11 protein-coding genes are annotated in these 17,113 nt (G+C 49.4%); 3 read left to right on the top strand and 8 right to left on the bottom strand.

Annotation, left to right across the window (positions count from 1 at the left end; translation table 11 throughout):
• Positions 1–5 precede the first annotated feature (5 nt).
• From G9U52_RS07665 to G9U52_RS07680, 4 genes are read right to left on the bottom strand one after another with little or no spacing between them, the layout of a single operon-like run.
• Positions 6–1,280 carry an FAD-dependent oxidoreductase gene (locus tag G9U52_RS07665; protein ID WP_166147922.1) on the bottom strand — a complete coding sequence of 425 codons (1,275 nt, stop codon included), beginning with the start codon at positions 1,278–1,280 and terminating at the stop codon, positions 6–8.
• A gap of 15 nt (positions 1,281–1,295) precedes the next feature.
• Positions 1,296–2,810, bottom strand: coding sequence for an extracellular solute-binding protein (locus tag G9U52_RS07670; RefSeq protein WP_166147924.1), 1,515 nt, complete (start codon positions 2,808–2,810; stop codon positions 1,296–1,298).
• Positions 2,811–2,843: 33 nt separating this feature from the next.
• Positions 2,844–3,716: a carbohydrate ABC transporter permease gene (locus G9U52_RS07675; protein ID WP_166147926.1), complete on the bottom strand. Its 873-nt coding sequence runs from the start codon at positions 3,714–3,716 to the stop codon at positions 2,844–2,846.
• A gap of 31 nt (positions 3,717–3,747) precedes the next feature.
• Positions 3,748–4,743, bottom strand: coding sequence for an ABC transporter permease (locus G9U52_RS07680; RefSeq protein WP_166148238.1), 996 nt, complete (start codon positions 4,741–4,743; stop codon positions 3,748–3,750).
• A 249-nt stretch (positions 4,744–4,992) separates the two neighbouring features.
• Between G9U52_RS07680 and G9U52_RS40825 the strand changes: the two genes are divergently transcribed.
• Positions 4,993–5,124 carry a hypothetical protein gene (locus G9U52_RS40825; protein ID WP_279538566.1) on the top strand — a complete coding sequence of 44 codons (132 nt, stop codon included), beginning with the start codon at positions 4,993–4,995 and terminating at the stop codon, positions 5,122–5,124.
• A 76-nt stretch (positions 5,125–5,200) separates the two neighbouring features.
• A complete protein-coding gene (locus tag G9U52_RS07685) occupies positions 5,201–7,201 on the top strand; it encodes a peptidoglycan D,D-transpeptidase FtsI family protein (protein WP_166148240.1) in 2,001 nt (666 codons plus the stop codon).
• 445 nt (positions 7,202–7,646) lie between these two features.
• On the opposite strand, the gene G9U52_RS07690 is transcribed toward G9U52_RS07685, so the two are convergent.
• The 3 genes from G9U52_RS07690 to G9U52_RS07700 all read right to left on the bottom strand — a co-directional run bounded on the left by G9U52_RS07690 (position 7,647) and on the right by G9U52_RS07700 (position 14,460).
• Positions 7,647–7,871, bottom strand: a complete 225-nt coding sequence (locus G9U52_RS07690) for a hypothetical protein (RefSeq protein WP_166147929.1) — start codon at positions 7,869–7,871, stop codon at positions 7,647–7,649.
• 271 nt (positions 7,872–8,142) lie between these two features.
• Positions 8,143–11,409, bottom strand: coding sequence for a family 78 glycoside hydrolase catalytic domain (locus G9U52_RS07695; RefSeq protein ID WP_207952833.1), 3,267 nt, complete (start codon positions 11,407–11,409; stop codon positions 8,143–8,145).
• A gap of 21 nt (positions 11,410–11,430) precedes the next feature.
• On the bottom strand, positions 11,431–14,460 hold the full coding sequence (locus G9U52_RS07700) for a family 78 glycoside hydrolase catalytic domain (protein WP_166147934.1): 3,030 nt from the start codon (positions 14,458–14,460) through the stop codon (positions 11,431–11,433).
• A gap of 200 nt (positions 14,461–14,660) precedes the next feature.
• On the opposite strand from G9U52_RS07700, the gene G9U52_RS07705 reads away from it, so the two are divergent.
• Complete coding sequence (locus G9U52_RS07705; RefSeq protein ID WP_166147936.1) at positions 14,661–15,581, top strand: AraC family transcriptional regulator; 921 nt, start codon at positions 14,661–14,663, stop codon at positions 15,579–15,581.
• A gap of 48 nt (positions 15,582–15,629) precedes the next feature.
• Here the strand turns inward: G9U52_RS07705 and G9U52_RS07710 are convergent, their stop codons facing one another.
• The gene (locus G9U52_RS07710; RefSeq protein ID WP_166147938.1) at positions 15,630–16,982 is read right to left on the bottom strand and encodes an MFS transporter; all 1,353 of its coding nucleotides are present in this window, start codon (positions 16,980–16,982) and stop codon (positions 15,630–15,632) included.
• Between the last annotated feature and the right edge of the window lie 131 nt (positions 16,983–17,113).

The raw sequence follows: 17,113 nt of genomic DNA on the forward strand, positions 1-17,113 counted from the left end.
CCCGGCTAGAGCAAATAACCCCGTTTGCTCATTTCAAGCGAGACCTCCTCGCCCGGGACGGCCCTGAACCGGTTGCCGCCGGCAATGGCTCCCGCAGCGGCAAACCCAATCGCCTCCCCGGTTGCGACGGCATTGGAGGTAACGCGATAGGAAGCATGGGCGAAGAAATCGCCGCTGATACAGCGCCCGGCAAGCCCGAGATTATCCAAACCCGCCGCTATTAAGCTGCGGTAGGGGATCTGGTAAGGCTGGGTCACGACCCCGCCGTTCCCGTATCCGTGGGATTGGCCTGGCTCCATCGCATGGATGTCTACCTTGAACTTGACGAGGCAAACGCCGTCCCCGAAGGCTTGGCCCGAGGTGATGTCCGCAAGCCCCAGCATATAATCCCCTTGGATTCGCCGACCTTCCCGTAAACCAATATGGGCAGGAGTCGTAACCAGCCGAAGCTGGCTCCAGCCCGCTTCGTCCCTGAGTCTTTGGACAATGGTATTGATTTCCTTTCTTGCTTGGATGGTAGCCTTCGTAATATCCAGGATTTTATCGCTGTGGACACGAAACTGGTGGTTAACCGATAAAATACAAAGCCCTGCCCACGGAAGCTCAATAATCGTCGGGGCTTTGTTGCTCGGCACGATGCCATAGGTGTCCAGAAAGTCGTTGAACTCTCTTTTTTTCTCATAGGTTTGCATCTGTGTGAAGGCTTCGGGGACACCCGAGACGATCGCCAGCATGCTGGCGGGCTGGATGCTGCCTGTCTCTGGATGCCCCAACTCGAATGCGCAGCCTGCCTGCGCTGCCAAATCTCCATTGCCGGTGCAATCAATGAAGATCTTGCCAGCAATGCCCATTCTTCCTTGGCTGCTTTCCGTAAGTACTGCTTGAATGCTGCTGCCCTCCTTGGCTACAGCCACTACCCTCGTATGCAGCAGCACCTCAATTCCCGCCTCGGTGCATAAGTCCTCCAGCAATACCTTCAAGGCTTCCACATCATAAACAAAATTCACCTGATTGCCTCTGGGTAATACCGCGCTCAGTGCGGTCAATCTGGCCTTAATTAAGGCGAGGATACCGCCTTTTCCCTCTACATCAAGAATGACTGATAAGCAGCCTGAGGTCCAGATGCCGCCCAGGCAGCCTCCTGCGTCAAGCAGAATTGTCCGTAGTCCCTGCCCGGCAGCAGACAAAGCGGCAGCAATACCTGCCGGTCCCGCTCCGCATACAACCACATCATAATGACCCATAAGCTCAATTTCACGTTCTTGCTCACGCACATACATCGGTCTTGTCCCTCCCTATTTCTTCAGCTTGGCATATTCAGCTTTGTATTCCTCGATCATTTTGTCGCCGCCGTCCTTGCGCCATTGCTCAATGGCAGCCTTCCAGCCCTTGTCGTCGATCACACCCATAATAAACTTGATTTTGGCATCATCAATACCCTTTTGCAGCTTCGCGCCCTTTTCCAAATAGGTAGCTGAATCAAGCGGGGCAAATGGGTTGACAACAGCCACCTTTTCATTGTCCAGCAGCATCTTATTCGCCTTGGCCTCTTCTGCCCTCATGACAGCCTTCGGAATCGCGTCTCCACGGTACAAGCCCAGCTCCCAGCCCACGCGGCGGTTTGTTGGGTCCTCCGGCTTCAATCTCTCCGCTTTACCATCCACAACCTTGTATTCCACACCCTCAACACCGTGAACGAGCAGGTTTTGCATGTCCTTATCCAGCAATTTGTCAAAATACGTGAGGATTTGCTTCAATTCTTCCTCGGTTTTCACTGTAGTTTTCGGAATCAGGAAGATGCCGGTATAACCGCTTTCTGCGATGCTGCGATTGCCGTCATTGCCGCTAAATCTGGAGATCGCGTCGATCTTGGCAGTAGGAAACAGCTTAAACATCGGATCGAACTTGCCGATATCCTGGAGGTCGCCCAATATATGCAGCTTAGCGCCTGCTTTGCCTTTCATAAATGAATCATGTTTTTGGCTTTCCTCCATAATCCCGAAATCCTGGTTTAATATTTTCTCGTCATAAAGCTTTTTATAAAAATTCAGCATATTCATGTACGCATCGGTGGCAAAATCCGGTGTACCCTCCGCACTCCAAGCATTAGGAGCCCCAAACCATCCGGCAACACTTGTAGCCTTATCCAGCCCTTTGTAATCGACCAGGCCAATCGTATCATCCTTGCCATTACGGTCGGGATCATTAAAGGTGAATGCCTTCAGCAGGTTATAAACCTCATCGAGGTTTTGCGGCTCCTTCATCCCCAGATTTTCCATCCAGTCCTGGCGGTAAATAAGCGCTCTTCTTGCCAGGTCCCGCGTCCGGTACAGACCGAAGGTTTTGCCATCCACAGAGGAATTGCTTAGCTGCGCCTTCTCCAATTTGCTGCCCAAATTTGGATAGCTTTTCAGATACGGCCCCAGCTCCCAAAACATCCCCGAACGGATGCTATTGCGGAGCAGCGGATCTTTATCGTTGGTGACCATCAGCACCTTGGGCAAATCGTTTGCTGCCATCATCGTGGCAACCTTGTCATTATAAGCCGAGCTTGGAACCCAAGTAATAGTAAGCTCTGTATTCGTATGCTCCTGTACCTTCAGCAGAATCGGATTATCCTTTTTGGGCGCCTCCGCTTCATAAAATACATTGAGCATCGTAATTTTCACCGGCTCCTTCTTTTGATTAACGGCAGGCGCTTGGGCGCCAGCCTCCTGCTTCACTGGAGTCCCCGCGCTGCAAGCCCCCAATACACCAACAGCTACGCTCAATGTGGATACGAATAACAAATTCCTGTTTAACTTCTTCATCTTTGTTTCCCCTCTCTCAATCATCATTGTGTACTACCCTTTAACAGAGCCTACCATCAAACCGCTGACAAAATATTTTTGCAGCAGCATATACACCAGCATAATCGGCAGCGTGGCGACCACGATCACAGCCATCTTGACCGACGGCGGTACTGCAAATTCTCCCGCAGCATCGGAAGCGCCCGCTCCCCCTGCAGCCAAAAGCACGATCTGGCGCAGCATAATCTGGATCGGCCATTTCGTCGAATCGTTGATATATAACAGCGCAGGCATGAAGGTATTCCAGTTCGCTACCGCATAAAACAACGAAAAGGTCGCAAGCATCGGCTTGGACAGCGGCAAAAAGATCCGAAACAAAATTTGCAGATCGTTATACCCGTCGATCTTCGCCGATTCCTCCAGCTCCTTCGGAAGCTGCTGGAAAAAATTTTTCGTAATAATCAGGTAAAACGGGCTGATCAGGCTTGGAATAATGAGCGACCAAATGCTGTCCAGCAGCCCTGCCGATTTCACCACAATGAAATTAGGGATCATGCCCGGGCGAAAAACAATCGTCAGCACAATCAAGAACATGATCAGCTTCTTGCCCATAATCGGATTGCGAGCCAGAGGGTAAGCCGTCAGCACGGTAAAAACCAAATTAAACAACGTGCCCAGCGCGGTAATATATACGGTAATCAGCAGGCTGTTAGCGATACTGTCCGATGAAAAAATATAGCGGTACGCATCCAGTGTAAAATCTGTAGGGATCAGCACAAAGCTGTTCTGCAGCAGCCCTTCGGCGGTAGTTAAGGAGCCGGCAATAATATGTATAAACGGCAGTATGGTCACCATAGCGAACAATAACAGCACTACATAATTGATGATATCAAACAGTCGACTTCCTATCGACTTCTCATAGGTCATCCTCTTCATCCTTTCTTTCTCGAATAGCCTTCTAGAATATACCTTCTTCGCCAAGCTTTTTGGATACCCGGTTGGATAAATACACCAGAATCAGACCGACTATGGATGTAAACATGCCCACTGCGGTACTGTAGCTTAAGCTTCCTTGAGTGATGCCGACCATATACACATACGTATCGAATACCTCGGACACGTTGCGATTGAGTGCATTTTGCATGCTGTAGATATGCTCAAACCCAGTGTCGAAAAACGAGCCCAGCCTCAGGATCAGCAGGATCACAATCGTGCTCCGTAGCATCGGCAATGTGATATACCAGAGCTGCTGCAAGCGTCTTGCGCCATCAATACGTGCCGCTTCATATTGCTCGGGATCGATGCTGGTCAGTGCCGCTAGGAAGATGATCGTGCCCCAACCGCATTCCTTCCAAATCACTTGCCCGATATACAAAGGCAGGAACCAATCGGGGTTCGCCAGGATGTTCAGCTTTTGTCCCCAAATCGAAGCAATCACATCATTAACCACACCACCCTCAGTAGTAAACAAAATATAGCTGATGCTGACGACAACCACCCAAGACATGAAATGTGGGACATAAGTCACGGTTTGCACAAACCTTTTGACCGCCAGATGTCTGACCTCATTTAACATTAATGCCAGCAGAATCGGCAGCGGGAAAAAGAACACAATGTTGCTAACCCCAATAATCGTCGTATTTTTCAATAACAGCCAGAAATCCGATTCATTGAAAAAACGGATAAAATGATGAAATCCGACCCACTTGCTTTCGGTAAATCCCAAAAAAGGCTGGTAATTCTGAAAGGCTATCGCTAGCCCTCCTATGGGCAGGTACTTAAAGATGAGGAAGTAGAACAACCCAGGCACAAGCATCATATACATCCATCGATCCTTGCTTAGTGTCCTCCATACCTTGCTCCTTTTCGGATAAACATCCTTCCTCGCCTGAACCAAAGCTGCGGCTTCCTTGCTCAATCGCTTCTCCTCCAACTCTGTAATATTGCCTGTCATGTAATAACGTGTGTTCGTCTGCAACACCATTAATCTTAGTACACCGCCAGTCAACTTTAAATAATCTAATATGGTTGTAAAAAAACGAGGATTTCCGCCTTTTTCAAGCATGGCCAATCCTATTTGACCTCGAAGTAATCTTATTTAATCAACTTAAACGAACCCAATTATCCATTTCTGACCTATTTAAAACCATTCACTGTAAGAGAGCTTATCGTGGTAAAATAAAGAGAAAAGGGAGAACGCGGTATGCAAAACCAAAGAAACGGCAAACGTAAACAAAAAGACTGGCGCCGAGCCATTGTCAACCTCATGCTGGGCCTGCTTGCCGCTATTGTTCTCTGGATCATCGTGCTTTGGGCTACACTACAGACTGAATAAAGGGCATGGGAGTGAGGAAATGGGCAACAATTTTTCGCGATATGCGGAAGAACCACCCGAACAAAAAAGAAACAGGATGCAAAAGCATTTTTCCGTCCGTTTGAACGTGTTTTTTTTCGTAGCATTTTTGGCTTTCACCATACTGATTGTCCGTCTGGCCATCCTCCAATTTGTCGAAAGTAAACACTTAAAAGAAGAAACCGCTTCGATTACGAACAGCAACAGTCCTATAGCGCCCATACGTGGCACGATCTACGACCGGACGGGTTATCCAGTAGCCCAATCGAGGTCGATGCAATCGGTCTACTACCGGGTTGAAGGGCGTGCAACGAACAAGGACGATATTATACAGCTGGCGACAGAGCTTGAAAAAATTTTCTCCCTTTACGGCAAGCCGGAGCAAAAGAAATTAAGTGCCGCCGAAATTCTGAAGCTGATGGATGTTGGCTTCGATATGGATAAAGCCAAGACAAAGGAACCCAGCTATTATTACGTTCCCCGCCGCATCAAAACAGATCTTACTAATAAAGAAATTGCTTTCCTGTTAGAGCACCGCGACCAGCTTACAGGCATTGAGGTGTTCGAGGACAGCATCCGTGTGTATGATCCTCAGCGTATCTCTGCCCAGCTTGTGGGTTATATGAAACGTTATAATGCCGCAAGAAACCCGGTGTCTGGCCTCAACTTTTATAAGGATAGGGGAGATGAGTATCTGGAGGTGGAGGATGTCGGCTTTGATGGGTTGGAGCTGATGTACCAGGATGAGCTTCGTGGGCAAAAAGGGTTCAAATCGTATCCCGTCAACGCGCTGCAAAAAATTATTGGACCCGCCACTCTGATAGCACCGGAAAAAGGCCATAACCTGCATCTTACGATCGATAAGGATGTGCAATTGGCTACCCAGCAAGCTATTACCGAGCATCTTGAATTTATTCGCAACCGCCGCTTGGCAGGCAGTACCTACTATGCGCCCAACGCAAGATCCGGGTATGCGGTAGCAATGGAAGTCCAAACCGGCAAAGTTGTTGCAATGGCCAGCATGCCTGACTATGATACGAACACCTGGACGGGCGGCATGAGCAATGATGAATACAGCCAAATTATGCCTTTTATTAATAATGGCACCATTACGACCTCCTATCCCGATTATCCCGAGAAGGAACGAAGCAAGCATCCATCCTCCTTGGTTTATATGGGCTCTACGGTTAAACCCTTATCCGTATTGGTTGGCTTGATGGAGAATGTCATCTCGCCTAACAGCACCTATAGCGACGGTGGCTCGTTCACATTTGGTAAGGATAAACGAACCATAAGCAACTCTGATGGGCATGCGTATGGCTCTTTAAACCCTACAACGGCTATTCAGGTGTCGTCCAATACCTTTATGTCGGCGATGATTGGAGTGCCGCTTTATAACAAATACGGCGGAGAAAAATCCAAGGTGCTGGATGTGTGGGCGCAATATTTTGCTGAATTTGGGCTGGGCGTGAAAACCGGCAGTAATCTGCCCAATGAGTACGAGGGCTCCAATGAATTTTTCAAAAATGCCAAAACGAGCAGCTACCAATCAGCCATGGTTTATGCCTCGTGGGGGCAGAACGAGAAATATACGACGCTCCAGCTTACCCAGTTCGCCGCCACACTCGCCAGCCGCGGTAAACGGATGATGCCACAATTCGTGGAAAAGGTAACGAAGTCTAATGGAGATTTGGTGCGCGGCTATGAACCCGTGGTGCTAACGGAAGCTAATTATCCCAGCAACTACTGGGATGTTGTGATCCGCGGGATGAAAAGCGGTGCGGAAGGGATCGATGAATTGCCATTCCCGGTTGCCCGCAAGACAGGCACCTCGACACAGGATGTCCCGGGTGGACGGGTCGATAATGCTGTCTTTATCTCCTTTGCCCCCATCGACAATCCTGTGTTGGCCATTGCCGTCGTCGTCCCTGAAGGACGCTTCGGAAAGTTTGGCGCTGCGCCGATCGCCGCTAAGATGTATGCGGCCTATGACCAATATATCGGTGGGCTAAGCTCACCGGCTGCTGGCGGCAGCAAGGCTACAGTGAAAAGTCCATAGGGAAACGCTCCTGCTCCTAGGAAAAAGCTAAGAGATAAGCTCATAAAGATCAAATAAATAGATTGACAAATTATCAGAATTTTCGTACAATTCATGAATAATTATTGATTCTGATTATTGGGAGATGATCGTCATGGACAACATTAAATCAGTCTGTAAAGGTCTTTTGTTCGGTTTATTCGGATTTGCGACTCTTCCTATTCTATTGGTTCGGAGCATTGTTGAAATGATTGGTTGATGAAAGCAACAGGGATCCATTGAAAAACAAATAAAGGCCTTGTACATGATTTCACTGTACAAGGTCTTTATGCGTTACAAGAGCGTATCACAAGAGCACAGGATGAACGGGTACAGGGTGATTGAGGTTCAGGAGAAGGTTTAAGATGGTTGAAGGCCTCAGAAGCTGAAGGACTGAAGTGCAACTGGGCTACGATGTGGAGAATCGCTAAGCAATATGCCGTAATCGACTTTCTTTGAAGCGCTGTAAATCGTCACGCAGCTCTTTGATCAAGCAAGTAAATTGCTCCTGCAGCATATGGAGCTCTGAATAGTACTCAGCTTGCTTTCGATTGAGCTCAAATGCAGATAAAGCAACAAATTCGTGGTACTCTGCGTAACAGCTGTTCGCCATGTCGACAATCGCTTCATGCGGGTTCTCTGGCACTCTCATCAGAAATCCACTCCCCTGGAATATGTATGTTGCTTTGGAATAAATAAAGCATAATTTTGTAAGCATTTCCATGTCAAGTGATTTTTCTGATTTTTTGCAATTTTCAAAAAAGTTAATAAATGAAGGCTTTATAAAAGATACCAATAATAAAATTTCAACCACGAAATGAACTTCAGGCTACGCCTTTACATAGGAAGAAGACGAGGCAAAGAGCCTCGTCTTCTTCCTTCCGGCCTATCTCCCTTCATAAAGCCATAGCCATGTGTATCCATCAAGCTCTTGTAAATTCAAAGCTTCCCGAACGCGCTGTATACACGGCGTAGCCTTCTTCTTCGCCTATCAAGACTAGGCTAGAATCGCCACTAACTTGAATTCTTGTATTTATATCTACAGCTAACGGCACCCAAATTTCCGCTTCTGTATTGGCCGGAACCGTTACCCGCAGCCGGAATGCCGCCTCGCCGCCAGTCTCCCACTGTACATGAATTGTCCCGTACATGGAATCGAAGGATGCTTTTACCGAAGAGATCCGCCCACCTGGATGCGGCTTGACTGTAAACCGTTTGAAGCCCCATTGCTCCCCGTCACGCGGCAAGTCAATTCCAGCCATATAGCGGTAAAGCCATTCGCCAACCGATCCCAACGAGTAATGGTTAAAGGAGTTCATGACCGCCTTTTGCGGTCCATGCTCCAGTGTCCAACCATCCCACCGCTCCCAAATTGTCGTTGCACCCTGCAGTACCGAATATAGCCAAGAAGGAAATGATTCCTGCTGCAGCAGCTCATAAGCGACATCCGTATAGCCATGCTCGGAAAGCATAGGAAGCAGGTAGCTAACACCAACAAAGCCTGTGGATAAATGTGTGCCCTTATGCTTAATATCAGTTAACAGGTGCATCACGGCCGATTGACGGCCTGACTCCGGCAGCAAATCCATGTACAGCGCCAGCAAATACACGGTTTGGGTTTCACCTTTAATCGTTCCATCCTCATAGACATAGGCCTTTTGAAAAGCTGTGCGAATTTGCTCAAATAAGCCGCTATAGGCAATGGCATCTGCTTCGCGGCCAATCACCTTGGCGATTTGTGCCATCAAATGGGCGCTATAGGCAAAATAAGCAGTAGCCAGCACATCCTTCGGTGTATCTGCTGCGATCGACAGCCAATCGCCAAAGCCATAATCCGGGCGCAGCCATTGGCTGCTGTCCTGCTTCAAAAATTCGATGAACCGTTCCATCGCCGGATAATGCCGCTCTAGTATACGTCGATCCCCATACACACGGTAAACTGTCCAAGGTACGATCACGCCAGCTTCACCCCATGCGGCTATGCCAGACTCTAGCCACCCCAAATGTGGCGCTACGTTCGTGAACGCGCCAGACTCGCGTTGCGCGTCTTCGACATCGTCCATCCATTTACTGAAAAAACCACCAACATTCATATTGTAAGAAGCAGTACGAATGAAAATTTGTGCATCCCCCGTCCAGCCCAGCCGTTCATCACGCTGCGGGCAATCTGTCGGGACGCTAAGGAAATTATCCTTTTGCCCCCACTCGATATTGCTGATTAGCTGATTCAAGAGTGGATCCGAGGTTTCCAAAGAGCCAGCAAGCGGTGTATCCGAGCGCAGCACAATGGCTGTTAGGCAATCGAGCGGCGGTTGTCCCGGATAGCCCGTTATTTCCACATACTGAAACCCATGAAAAGTAAACTTAGGCTCAAATATTTCAAGCCCCTGGCCCTTAAGAATAAAAATATCGGTCTGCCTTGCGCCGCGAAGGCTATCTATATATAAAGTGCCATCCTGGTTCATCATTTCGGCAAAACGCATACGTACCGTGGTACCCGCGGAGCCACTTACGCGCAGCTGGGCGCGGCCGACGATGTTCTGCCCCAAGTTAAATATGAACACGCCCGGCTTAGGCTCGTTTACAGAGATAGGCGACAGCCGCTCCATTGCTCTGACGACTGGCCCCTTTTGCGCGGTTAGGCTGCCTTGGAAAGGCGAAAGCTCCGGGATGTATACCGGACTCCAGCCTGCATCGGCACGGCTGGAGGCTGCAGCTAACGATGCGCTATGCTCCTCAGGCAGGCACCAATCTGCAATTTCCTTGCGTGCATCATGGATTTCACCCTGCTGCAGGTCAGAATATTGGATGGAGCCTTGGCTCCACTCCCAGCTCTCGTCTGTTGCGATGACGGTTTCTGAACCGTCCGAATGGAGGATATGCAGCTGTGCCAGCGCATAAGGCCGTGTACCATATTGGTAGGGACCGAACATCGCTACACAGCCCGCATACCAACCAGGTCCCACGACCAGGCCTAGCTTGTTCTCCCCCTGCTGCAATGATGCTGTCACATCATAAGCTTGTACCATCAACCGCTGGTTATAGTCGGTCCAGCCTGGAGCCAACTCCTGGTCACCAGCCTTCTGGCCATTCACATGCAGCTCGTATACCCCAAGCGCGGTTGCATACACATAAGCGCGCTGGATGGGTTTGGATAGCTCGAATGAGGTGCGGATGAACCCGTTCTCATTTTTACTTGGATGGTACAATTGCTGGGGCCAATTAAACTCGCTTCCCCATGGGCCCGAGCCGAAGCACTCAGACCTCTCTGCCGCTAGCCAGCTCGAATCGTCAAATTCCCAAGCGTTCCAGCCATCCGGCTTCTCCTCAGATATTTTCCACGATGGGTCTGTGACGAACTCCAATGTATGACCATCTTCAGTCTCTACAACAAGCTTGGCGCATAAAGCTCCAAAATTGACGCCAATGCCGTAGCTTGAGCTTTCGTTCAAGCAATACGCAAGCACATTACGTCCAGGAAGCAGCGTATGCGTCAAATCCGTGTGGAGCGGATAACGGAAATTATAGCCTGCATGGGCGAGCTGCCCGTTAATAAATAGCAAGGGACGGCTATCTCCCGTGCTCGTTAATATAGCTTTGCTAATAGGGGCAGGAATATCGACGGTTGCCCGGAGATAGACCATTTTCCCCGCGTAGGCGTCGCTGTTAGCCCGCTCTTTGCGTTCTGCCTCCGGCAGGCATATCCAATGGACGCCTTCCAGGGAAGGCTTTTCGGATTTGGAAACGGATCCATCTTCAGCTACGGGCACAGCGGATTTGCCGCGTTTATCTCCAAGGGTGACCCATTGGGCGACCCAATCGCTTGGCTTCAAGAGTCCCATCGACCAATGCCCAATTTCGCTCCATGCCGAGGGTTCGCCGTCTTGGTTCCATATACGAACCGACCAGTAATAATCACGGTTAGATGCAAGCGCACTACCTTCATATTCCACAAGCACCGACTGTCCGGATGCTACCTGTCCACTATCCCACATATCTGCTGGCTTCGCAGGCAACACCAATTGGGAACGGTCGGATGCGACAACAATCTGGTAAGCAGATTGAAGCACACCCGCCAGTGATGAGTGCAGCTTCCAGCTGAATCTTGGATTCAACTCCCCCAAACCAAGCGGCTCCTGTTCGTACTCTACGGTCATTGCAACAATTTCCACGGCACGGGTCTCCTTCATTTTTCGATTAAAAGCATCGTTTTATCGAGCATTTGTCGCTTTTACAGCAATAGTGGTCACATCGGCGGTATAGCCATCTGGGCATTCAATTGTAAGCTCTACCGCCTCCGGCGCGCTAACCCTTATCTGGAAGGTGCGCCCCTGCTCATCCAGCTTCCAGGATACATCGATACAGCCTTCTCCCGGCAGCGGAATTCTTCCCTTGGCCCAGCGTACATCCCCCGGGCTCGGCGCAACCTTGACCTTGGTCCAGCCAGGTGACAACGGCTTTACACCCAACAATTGATCGCCCAGGAAATAACCCGGAGCTGCCGACCAAGCATGGCAATGGCTCCGTGTAAGCATTCGTGGATTAGCCCGATTTTCCTTAAAGCCCGGGTACATCTCCCAGCAGGTCGTCGCATCATGATCTATCATTTCGCCAAAATGGTACCGGATATCGTCCAGCATGCACTGCGTTTCTCCATATCGGGCAAGCGCCTCATAGTAGAAAAAGGACATAAACGGACTGCCAATTTTTATAAAATGATCAGGTGGTGACAATAAATAGGCTCGCAATATCGACTCGCGGTCTGCGCCGGGAATATCACATAAAAGAGCAACAACTTGCGTCTGCATGCTATAGATCGTGGATACTCTCCCGTCTGCATGGATGCAATCGACATAAGCCTGCTGCTCCTCTGACCATAAGTGCGTATTGATGGCTTGTGCCAGCAGCTTGGCACGCTCGCGGTAAAGCTCGGCATGCTCATGGTCATAGGCGATTTCCGCTAATTCTGCCGCCGCACGCAGCGTCTTCACCAGGAACATCGTCTGATGCGTGACTACACCATCTCTAGGCTGGTCGATCGGTGCCCAGTCCAGCAGGTTCCAGCCTCTAAAGCTAAATAAGCCATCCTCGTCAATATGCTGCCAATAGTGCTCAAGCGTGTATTTCACATGTGGCCAAATGTCGGTGGCAAATTGGTTTTTTCCTGTATAATCGGCGTATTCCTTGCAGGCAATTACCCAGAAAAACGTCCAGTTCGGAATGACGCTCACCCATCCGCTTGGCACTTGGTCGCCATAATAAGGGGTTTGGTCAGCCGAGCCCGGAACCAATCGCATGCAGCGTTCAACAATTTCGGTGGCCCCGAACACATAATAATTAACCAAAGCCTCATTACGGCTATCCCCTACCCAGAAGGTCTGCTCGTAAGCAGGGCAATCCACGAAGGTGTCCTCCATGCAAAGGCGGGTCGTGTGTCGGCTAATTTCCCAAATATCGTTAAGCAGTGGGTCGGAGCATTGGAATTGCCCGATTTGCGCCACTGGAAAGTTGCTCTGGCGAACAACAGCTTTATACCACTGCGTCGGACGCGCCGCGCCGCGTATGGTAACCATCAAATAGCGGAAGCCCCTGCGTACAGGCGAAATATAGCTTTGCCTGCCTTCTCGGCATGTGTAGCGCAGCGTGTTATCCAAACCAAAGGTTTCCTGGCGCCAGCCGTCCTGTTGAAACTCATAGCCGTAAAAATCAACTACGGTTCCTTCAGAAGCATCAAGCTCAATCTCCAGAAATCCCGACCATTGCTTACCAAAATCGAGTACGAATTCGGTGTCGCCTTTCACGAATAGCGGAGCTTGTGCAGGCAAGCCATTGGAGGCTGCAATCAGCTGCAAAGAAATAGGAACCGCATAACCCACAGATTCAGGCTTCCAGATAGACATCGCGAAGGTATCATCAAGCCGGATAAGGCTTGGGGATATTTCCTTTAACGGGTATGGCCCAGCCAGCAAATCCGCTACATTCTTTGTCTTCGGCAAAAAGACCTCGATATCCAGCAGTCCCTGATTAAAAGACTCTACCTCTTGAGTGGTTAGGACAACTGTATCCAGAACGATCATATGCGCTAAGGGTCCTATCATAACCACCGGTGATTTAGTTGCTTCTTCACCCGCATGGTTCACGTAAGATCCATGTAACGCTGCCGTGCTTTGGCTGGGCTTTTTTTGTCCAGTCGCAGCTGCCTTCGCAAGTGGTGATACCACCTCAAAGGAAACGCTTGCATCCAGTGCCATCCGAAACGCCTGACCATGGTCATCGCCCGAAACATCCAATATCAGCAAATGCTCACCAGCGGCCAGCTCTACGCTAAGCTCCAGCTTGGGCGATTCACCGCCAAATTCCGTCTTATTGTACACCTGCCCATCAATTGCGCAGGAACGGAACGGCGATCCCACTGTTGCTACCGTCAGAACACCGGGCTCGGCCATATGCACCACTGTGGCTATCATCCCAGCTACCTTATAATGGTTGACATGCTCCTCACTATTGTCTTCCCATTGATATTTAACATCCATCGCGATTGACCATGCGGGAGACCTCGTTTCATTCAATGATTCAACCCGGGCCGGATAGATCGTTTCCTCTGTGAGCATCGGAATATCTCTTGCCATCATACCTGTCCAAGGCGCCGTGCCTACAGGTCCGATCTCATTCGCCGCCAACCAGCTGCTATCGTCGTATCCGCCTTCCGTCCAGCTGTCGTCCCACAGCCTTGCATCCGTGCTTTCCGCATAAGCGTGCTGTACAGACATCCGCGCCTGATTCGGGTCATGACCATCATGCAGATGCGTAACCCAGCCCGAATCGGTCACCATGGAAGTGCCCGACATTGTCAGCTGTGCCAGCAATCCGCCGCGGCCCCGCAGGCTATAAAATGTCGCTGCACCAAAATGCATAACCAATACAGCAATGCAGTTCGAAACGCCTGGCTTTAACCAATGCTTAATATCATAAGTATCGTAGGAATACTGGTGATGCCATGAACGAACCGGTCCCCTGCCAACCAAAGTCCCATTCACATACAGCACATACCTCGTATCTGCCGACAAAAGCAGCTCGGCTTTCTCCAGCGATTCGGCATCCGGTGTAAACGTTGAACGGAAACAACGCCATTCATTCCTTGGGCTTTCTTCCACCCCACCCCATATCCAGCGAGCCTGTGGCAAAAACGGAAGCTCCTGCTCCACAGTTATCTCCCTATCCAAATTAACACTTGTCCCCATTGTTATCCTCCTTAGAGTTTTCGTAGAAAACTTACTTCGTAAGCGTCCACTTTAGAGTTTTCGTAGAAAACTTACTTCGTAAGCGTCTGCTGAGTCCTTGACTAGTCGTACCTCTTATTCTAATATGAATTGAACAGAACAATACGGCGTATTCGGACATTTATTGGGGGCATTACAACATTTAGGGGGAGTAATAGAATATGGTTAAGCAAACGATTTTTGTATCGCTTGGGGAGCAATTTTTTAATGAAACCACTCCGATCTTTGTAAATCGGGTTGCAGAGTCGTTTAGGCTTGGCATTCATTCGCATGATTTTTATGAAATTTGTTATGTGGGGGAAGGTGCAGGGTTTCATTTTATCGGTGGGCAATGCTTTCCGGTTAGAAAAGGGGATGTTACCTTCATACCAATTGGTGTCCCGCATGTATTTCGTCCTGAATCCTCTACCAACAAAAGCAAGCTGATCGTGTACAACTGTCTGTTCACTGAAGAGGCGGTGACCCATATGCGCACTATTATGGCTGCGGATCCTAGCAGTTGGCTGCTCGCTGAGGCAAAGGGGAACCAATGGCTGCGGCATCGGGAGGAGCGTGATGAGTTCGAACGTATTTTCACCTTTTTATATGAAGCGTTTGTGGCTAAAAAGCCCGGATGGCAGCTTGTTTTATATGGTGGGGTGCTTCAGCTCAATGGGCTGCTATTCAAAAAAGCCAGCCAAGAGCCCGAGGGCTTGCTGCCCACACAGCTATCCGACAACGAGCCCGTCGACCAAGTGGTTGCTCTGATGGAAAGTGATTTTTCCAGCCCCTTGACCGCAGCGAGCGTCGCTTCAACCGTTGGTGTCAGCGAACGCCATCTCTCTAGGCTTGTCCGCAAACGAACCGGGATGACCTTTCTTGAGCTGCTGCAGCATTTACGCATCCGTGAAGCCTGCTTCCTATTAAGAGAAACCTCGTTCAAGGTGAGCGACATTGCCTCCCGCGCCGGATACCAGGATATCAAATTTTTTAACCGTTTGTTTAAAAATAAAATGGGCATTACGCCCCGGCAGTACCGGGAGCCGTACAAAATTAACAAAGCAAGCATAGAGCCGCCAGCAACAGTGAAAATTACAGTCTAGGTGGCTGTGGATTCGCTGGACCATCTCGACCATCCCGTGTCAGCCCATTCACTCCTCCGTCGCATGGCGCTTCTTGCTTTGCCGATGATACACGATTCCAAAGCCCATCAGGACCACACCCATCACGGCAAAACCAAAGGTGAGCCCGATTACAGTCGTCAGCGTTCCGAATAACACTGGGTTAATTAACTGAACGAACCTATTGGACATCGAGCGAATGCTCATGCCCATCCCCCGTTCGCTCGGTGCCACTGTCTGCGATACCATCATAAGCGCCACAGGCTGATTGACACTGGTGCAAACTCCCCATACGAAAACAATCGCCGCGAGCACCCAATAACCTGGCTGGAACATCAACATTAGTAAGCAGGTGGCTCCACTAAATATGCTAATCATCATAATCCGATGATAACCAAGCCAATTCATCAAATTTCCTGCCAACGGTCGAACAATGATCGCGGCCAATGCCGAGACCGAAACCATGCTGCCTATTTCGGTATTCGTTAATCCCATATCGGATAGAAATAACGGAAAAAACGTCGTTCGCACATCGATCAGCATAAACAAGATCCCATTTAGCAAAATTGCAATCGCAAATGGTTTATTATAACGCATCATCGAGTAACCGTTTCCATAGCTACGCCAAAGCGATGGTTTTTTCGTTGGCACAGGGTTGTCCTCTGAATTGGAGTTCCTCCCTATTTTAGGATTTGAACGCTGAGTTCCATCAGAAGCCTTATTTTTCACCGCTACCTTCACAAGCTTATCCGTAGCCATCTGCTTCATGGTGCTTGCATACGAGCCGGGCAGCAAGGTAGACAATACAATGCCCAACAGGTTTAATCCCGCGAAAAGATAAAATACGAGCTGGAAGCCGCCCCAGTCGGACATAAACCCGCCAATCGCCGGTCCGCTTAATTGCCCTAAGGAATTCACGAAGGAGAAATTGGAGATCACATGATTGCTTTTGCTATTATTAGCCTGTTTATTCGCGGCAAGCGAAGCAGCTACCTGCAAGGAGCCCCAGGCGAACATCGCGCCGATTCCATTAATAACCTGCCCCAACAGGATAAGGACAATATTCTCTTGGTTGCTTCCGATCAGAAAAAGAGTCGCGCTAGTTAAGCCTAGCAAGGATCCGGTGACCACAGCCTGCCGGGTACCCATACGGTCGATCCAGCTGCCAATGGGCATCCCGAACAGAATAGGAATGACTGCATTCAGCGACACAAAAAAACCGATCATTACAGCCGCATATCCCACACTGTCAAAATACAGCGCCATGATCGGCCTTAGCATATGAACACCAAGCATATATACAAAAGATGAGGTGAAAATCGAGAGCAGCCCGACGCTAGCAAGCAGCCGGTGCCTGTCCTTGGAAAGCTTTGAGTCTGTCATTTGATCACCCTAATGTTAGTAGATGTTAAGATTACCGCAGCTTAAGCTGAATAAGAAAGTACTTTTACCTGCGGCTTTTCTATCATACCATACTATTTATTTGGTGGGAGTAACCGATTGAAGCACGAATC

This window comes from Paenibacillus agricola, from assembly GCF_011440305.1.
Lineage (GTDB): Bacteria > Bacillota > Bacilli > Paenibacillales > NBRC-103111 > Paenibacillus_S > Paenibacillus_S agricola.

Bases quoted from the DNA above. Each gene is read 5' to 3' on its own strand.
- G9U52_RS07670 (WP_166147924.1), bottom strand. From the start codon at position 2,810: ATGAAGAAGTTAAACAGGAATTTGTTATTCGTATCCACATTGAGCGTA.
- G9U52_RS07690 (WP_166147929.1), bottom strand. From the start codon at position 7,871: ATGAGAGTGCCAGAGAACCCGCATGAAGCGATTGTCGACATGGCGAAC.
- G9U52_RS07665 (WP_166147922.1), bottom strand. From the start codon at position 1,280: ATGTATGTGCGTGAGCAAGAACGTGAAATTGAGCTTATGGGTCATTAT.
- G9U52_RS07710 (WP_166147938.1), bottom strand. From the start codon at position 16,982: ATGACAGACTCAAAGCTTTCCAAGGACAGGCACCGGCTGCTTGCTAGC.
- G9U52_RS07685 (WP_166148240.1), top strand. From the start codon at position 5,201: ATGCAAAAGCATTTTTCCGTCCGTTTGAACGTGTTTTTTTTCGTAGCA.
- G9U52_RS07700 (WP_166147934.1), bottom strand. From the start codon at position 14,460: ATGGGGACAAGTGTTAATTTGGATAGGGAGATAACTGTGGAGCAGGAG.
- G9U52_RS07705 (WP_166147936.1), top strand. From the start codon at position 14,661: ATGGTTAAGCAAACGATTTTTGTATCGCTTGGGGAGCAATTTTTTAAT.
- G9U52_RS07675 (WP_166147926.1), bottom strand. From the start codon at position 3,716: ATGACCTATGAGAAGTCGATAGGAAGTCGACTGTTTGATATCATCAAT.
- G9U52_RS07680 (WP_166148238.1), bottom strand. From the start codon at position 4,743: ATGACAGGCAATATTACAGAGTTGGAGGAGAAGCGATTGAGCAAGGAA.
- G9U52_RS07695 (WP_207952833.1), bottom strand. From the start codon at position 11,409: ATGAAGGAGACCCGTGCCGTGGAAATTGTTGCAATGACCGTAGAGTAC.
- G9U52_RS40825 (WP_279538566.1), top strand. From the start codon at position 4,993: ATGCAAAACCAAAGAAACGGCAAACGTAAACAAAAAGACTGGCGCCGA.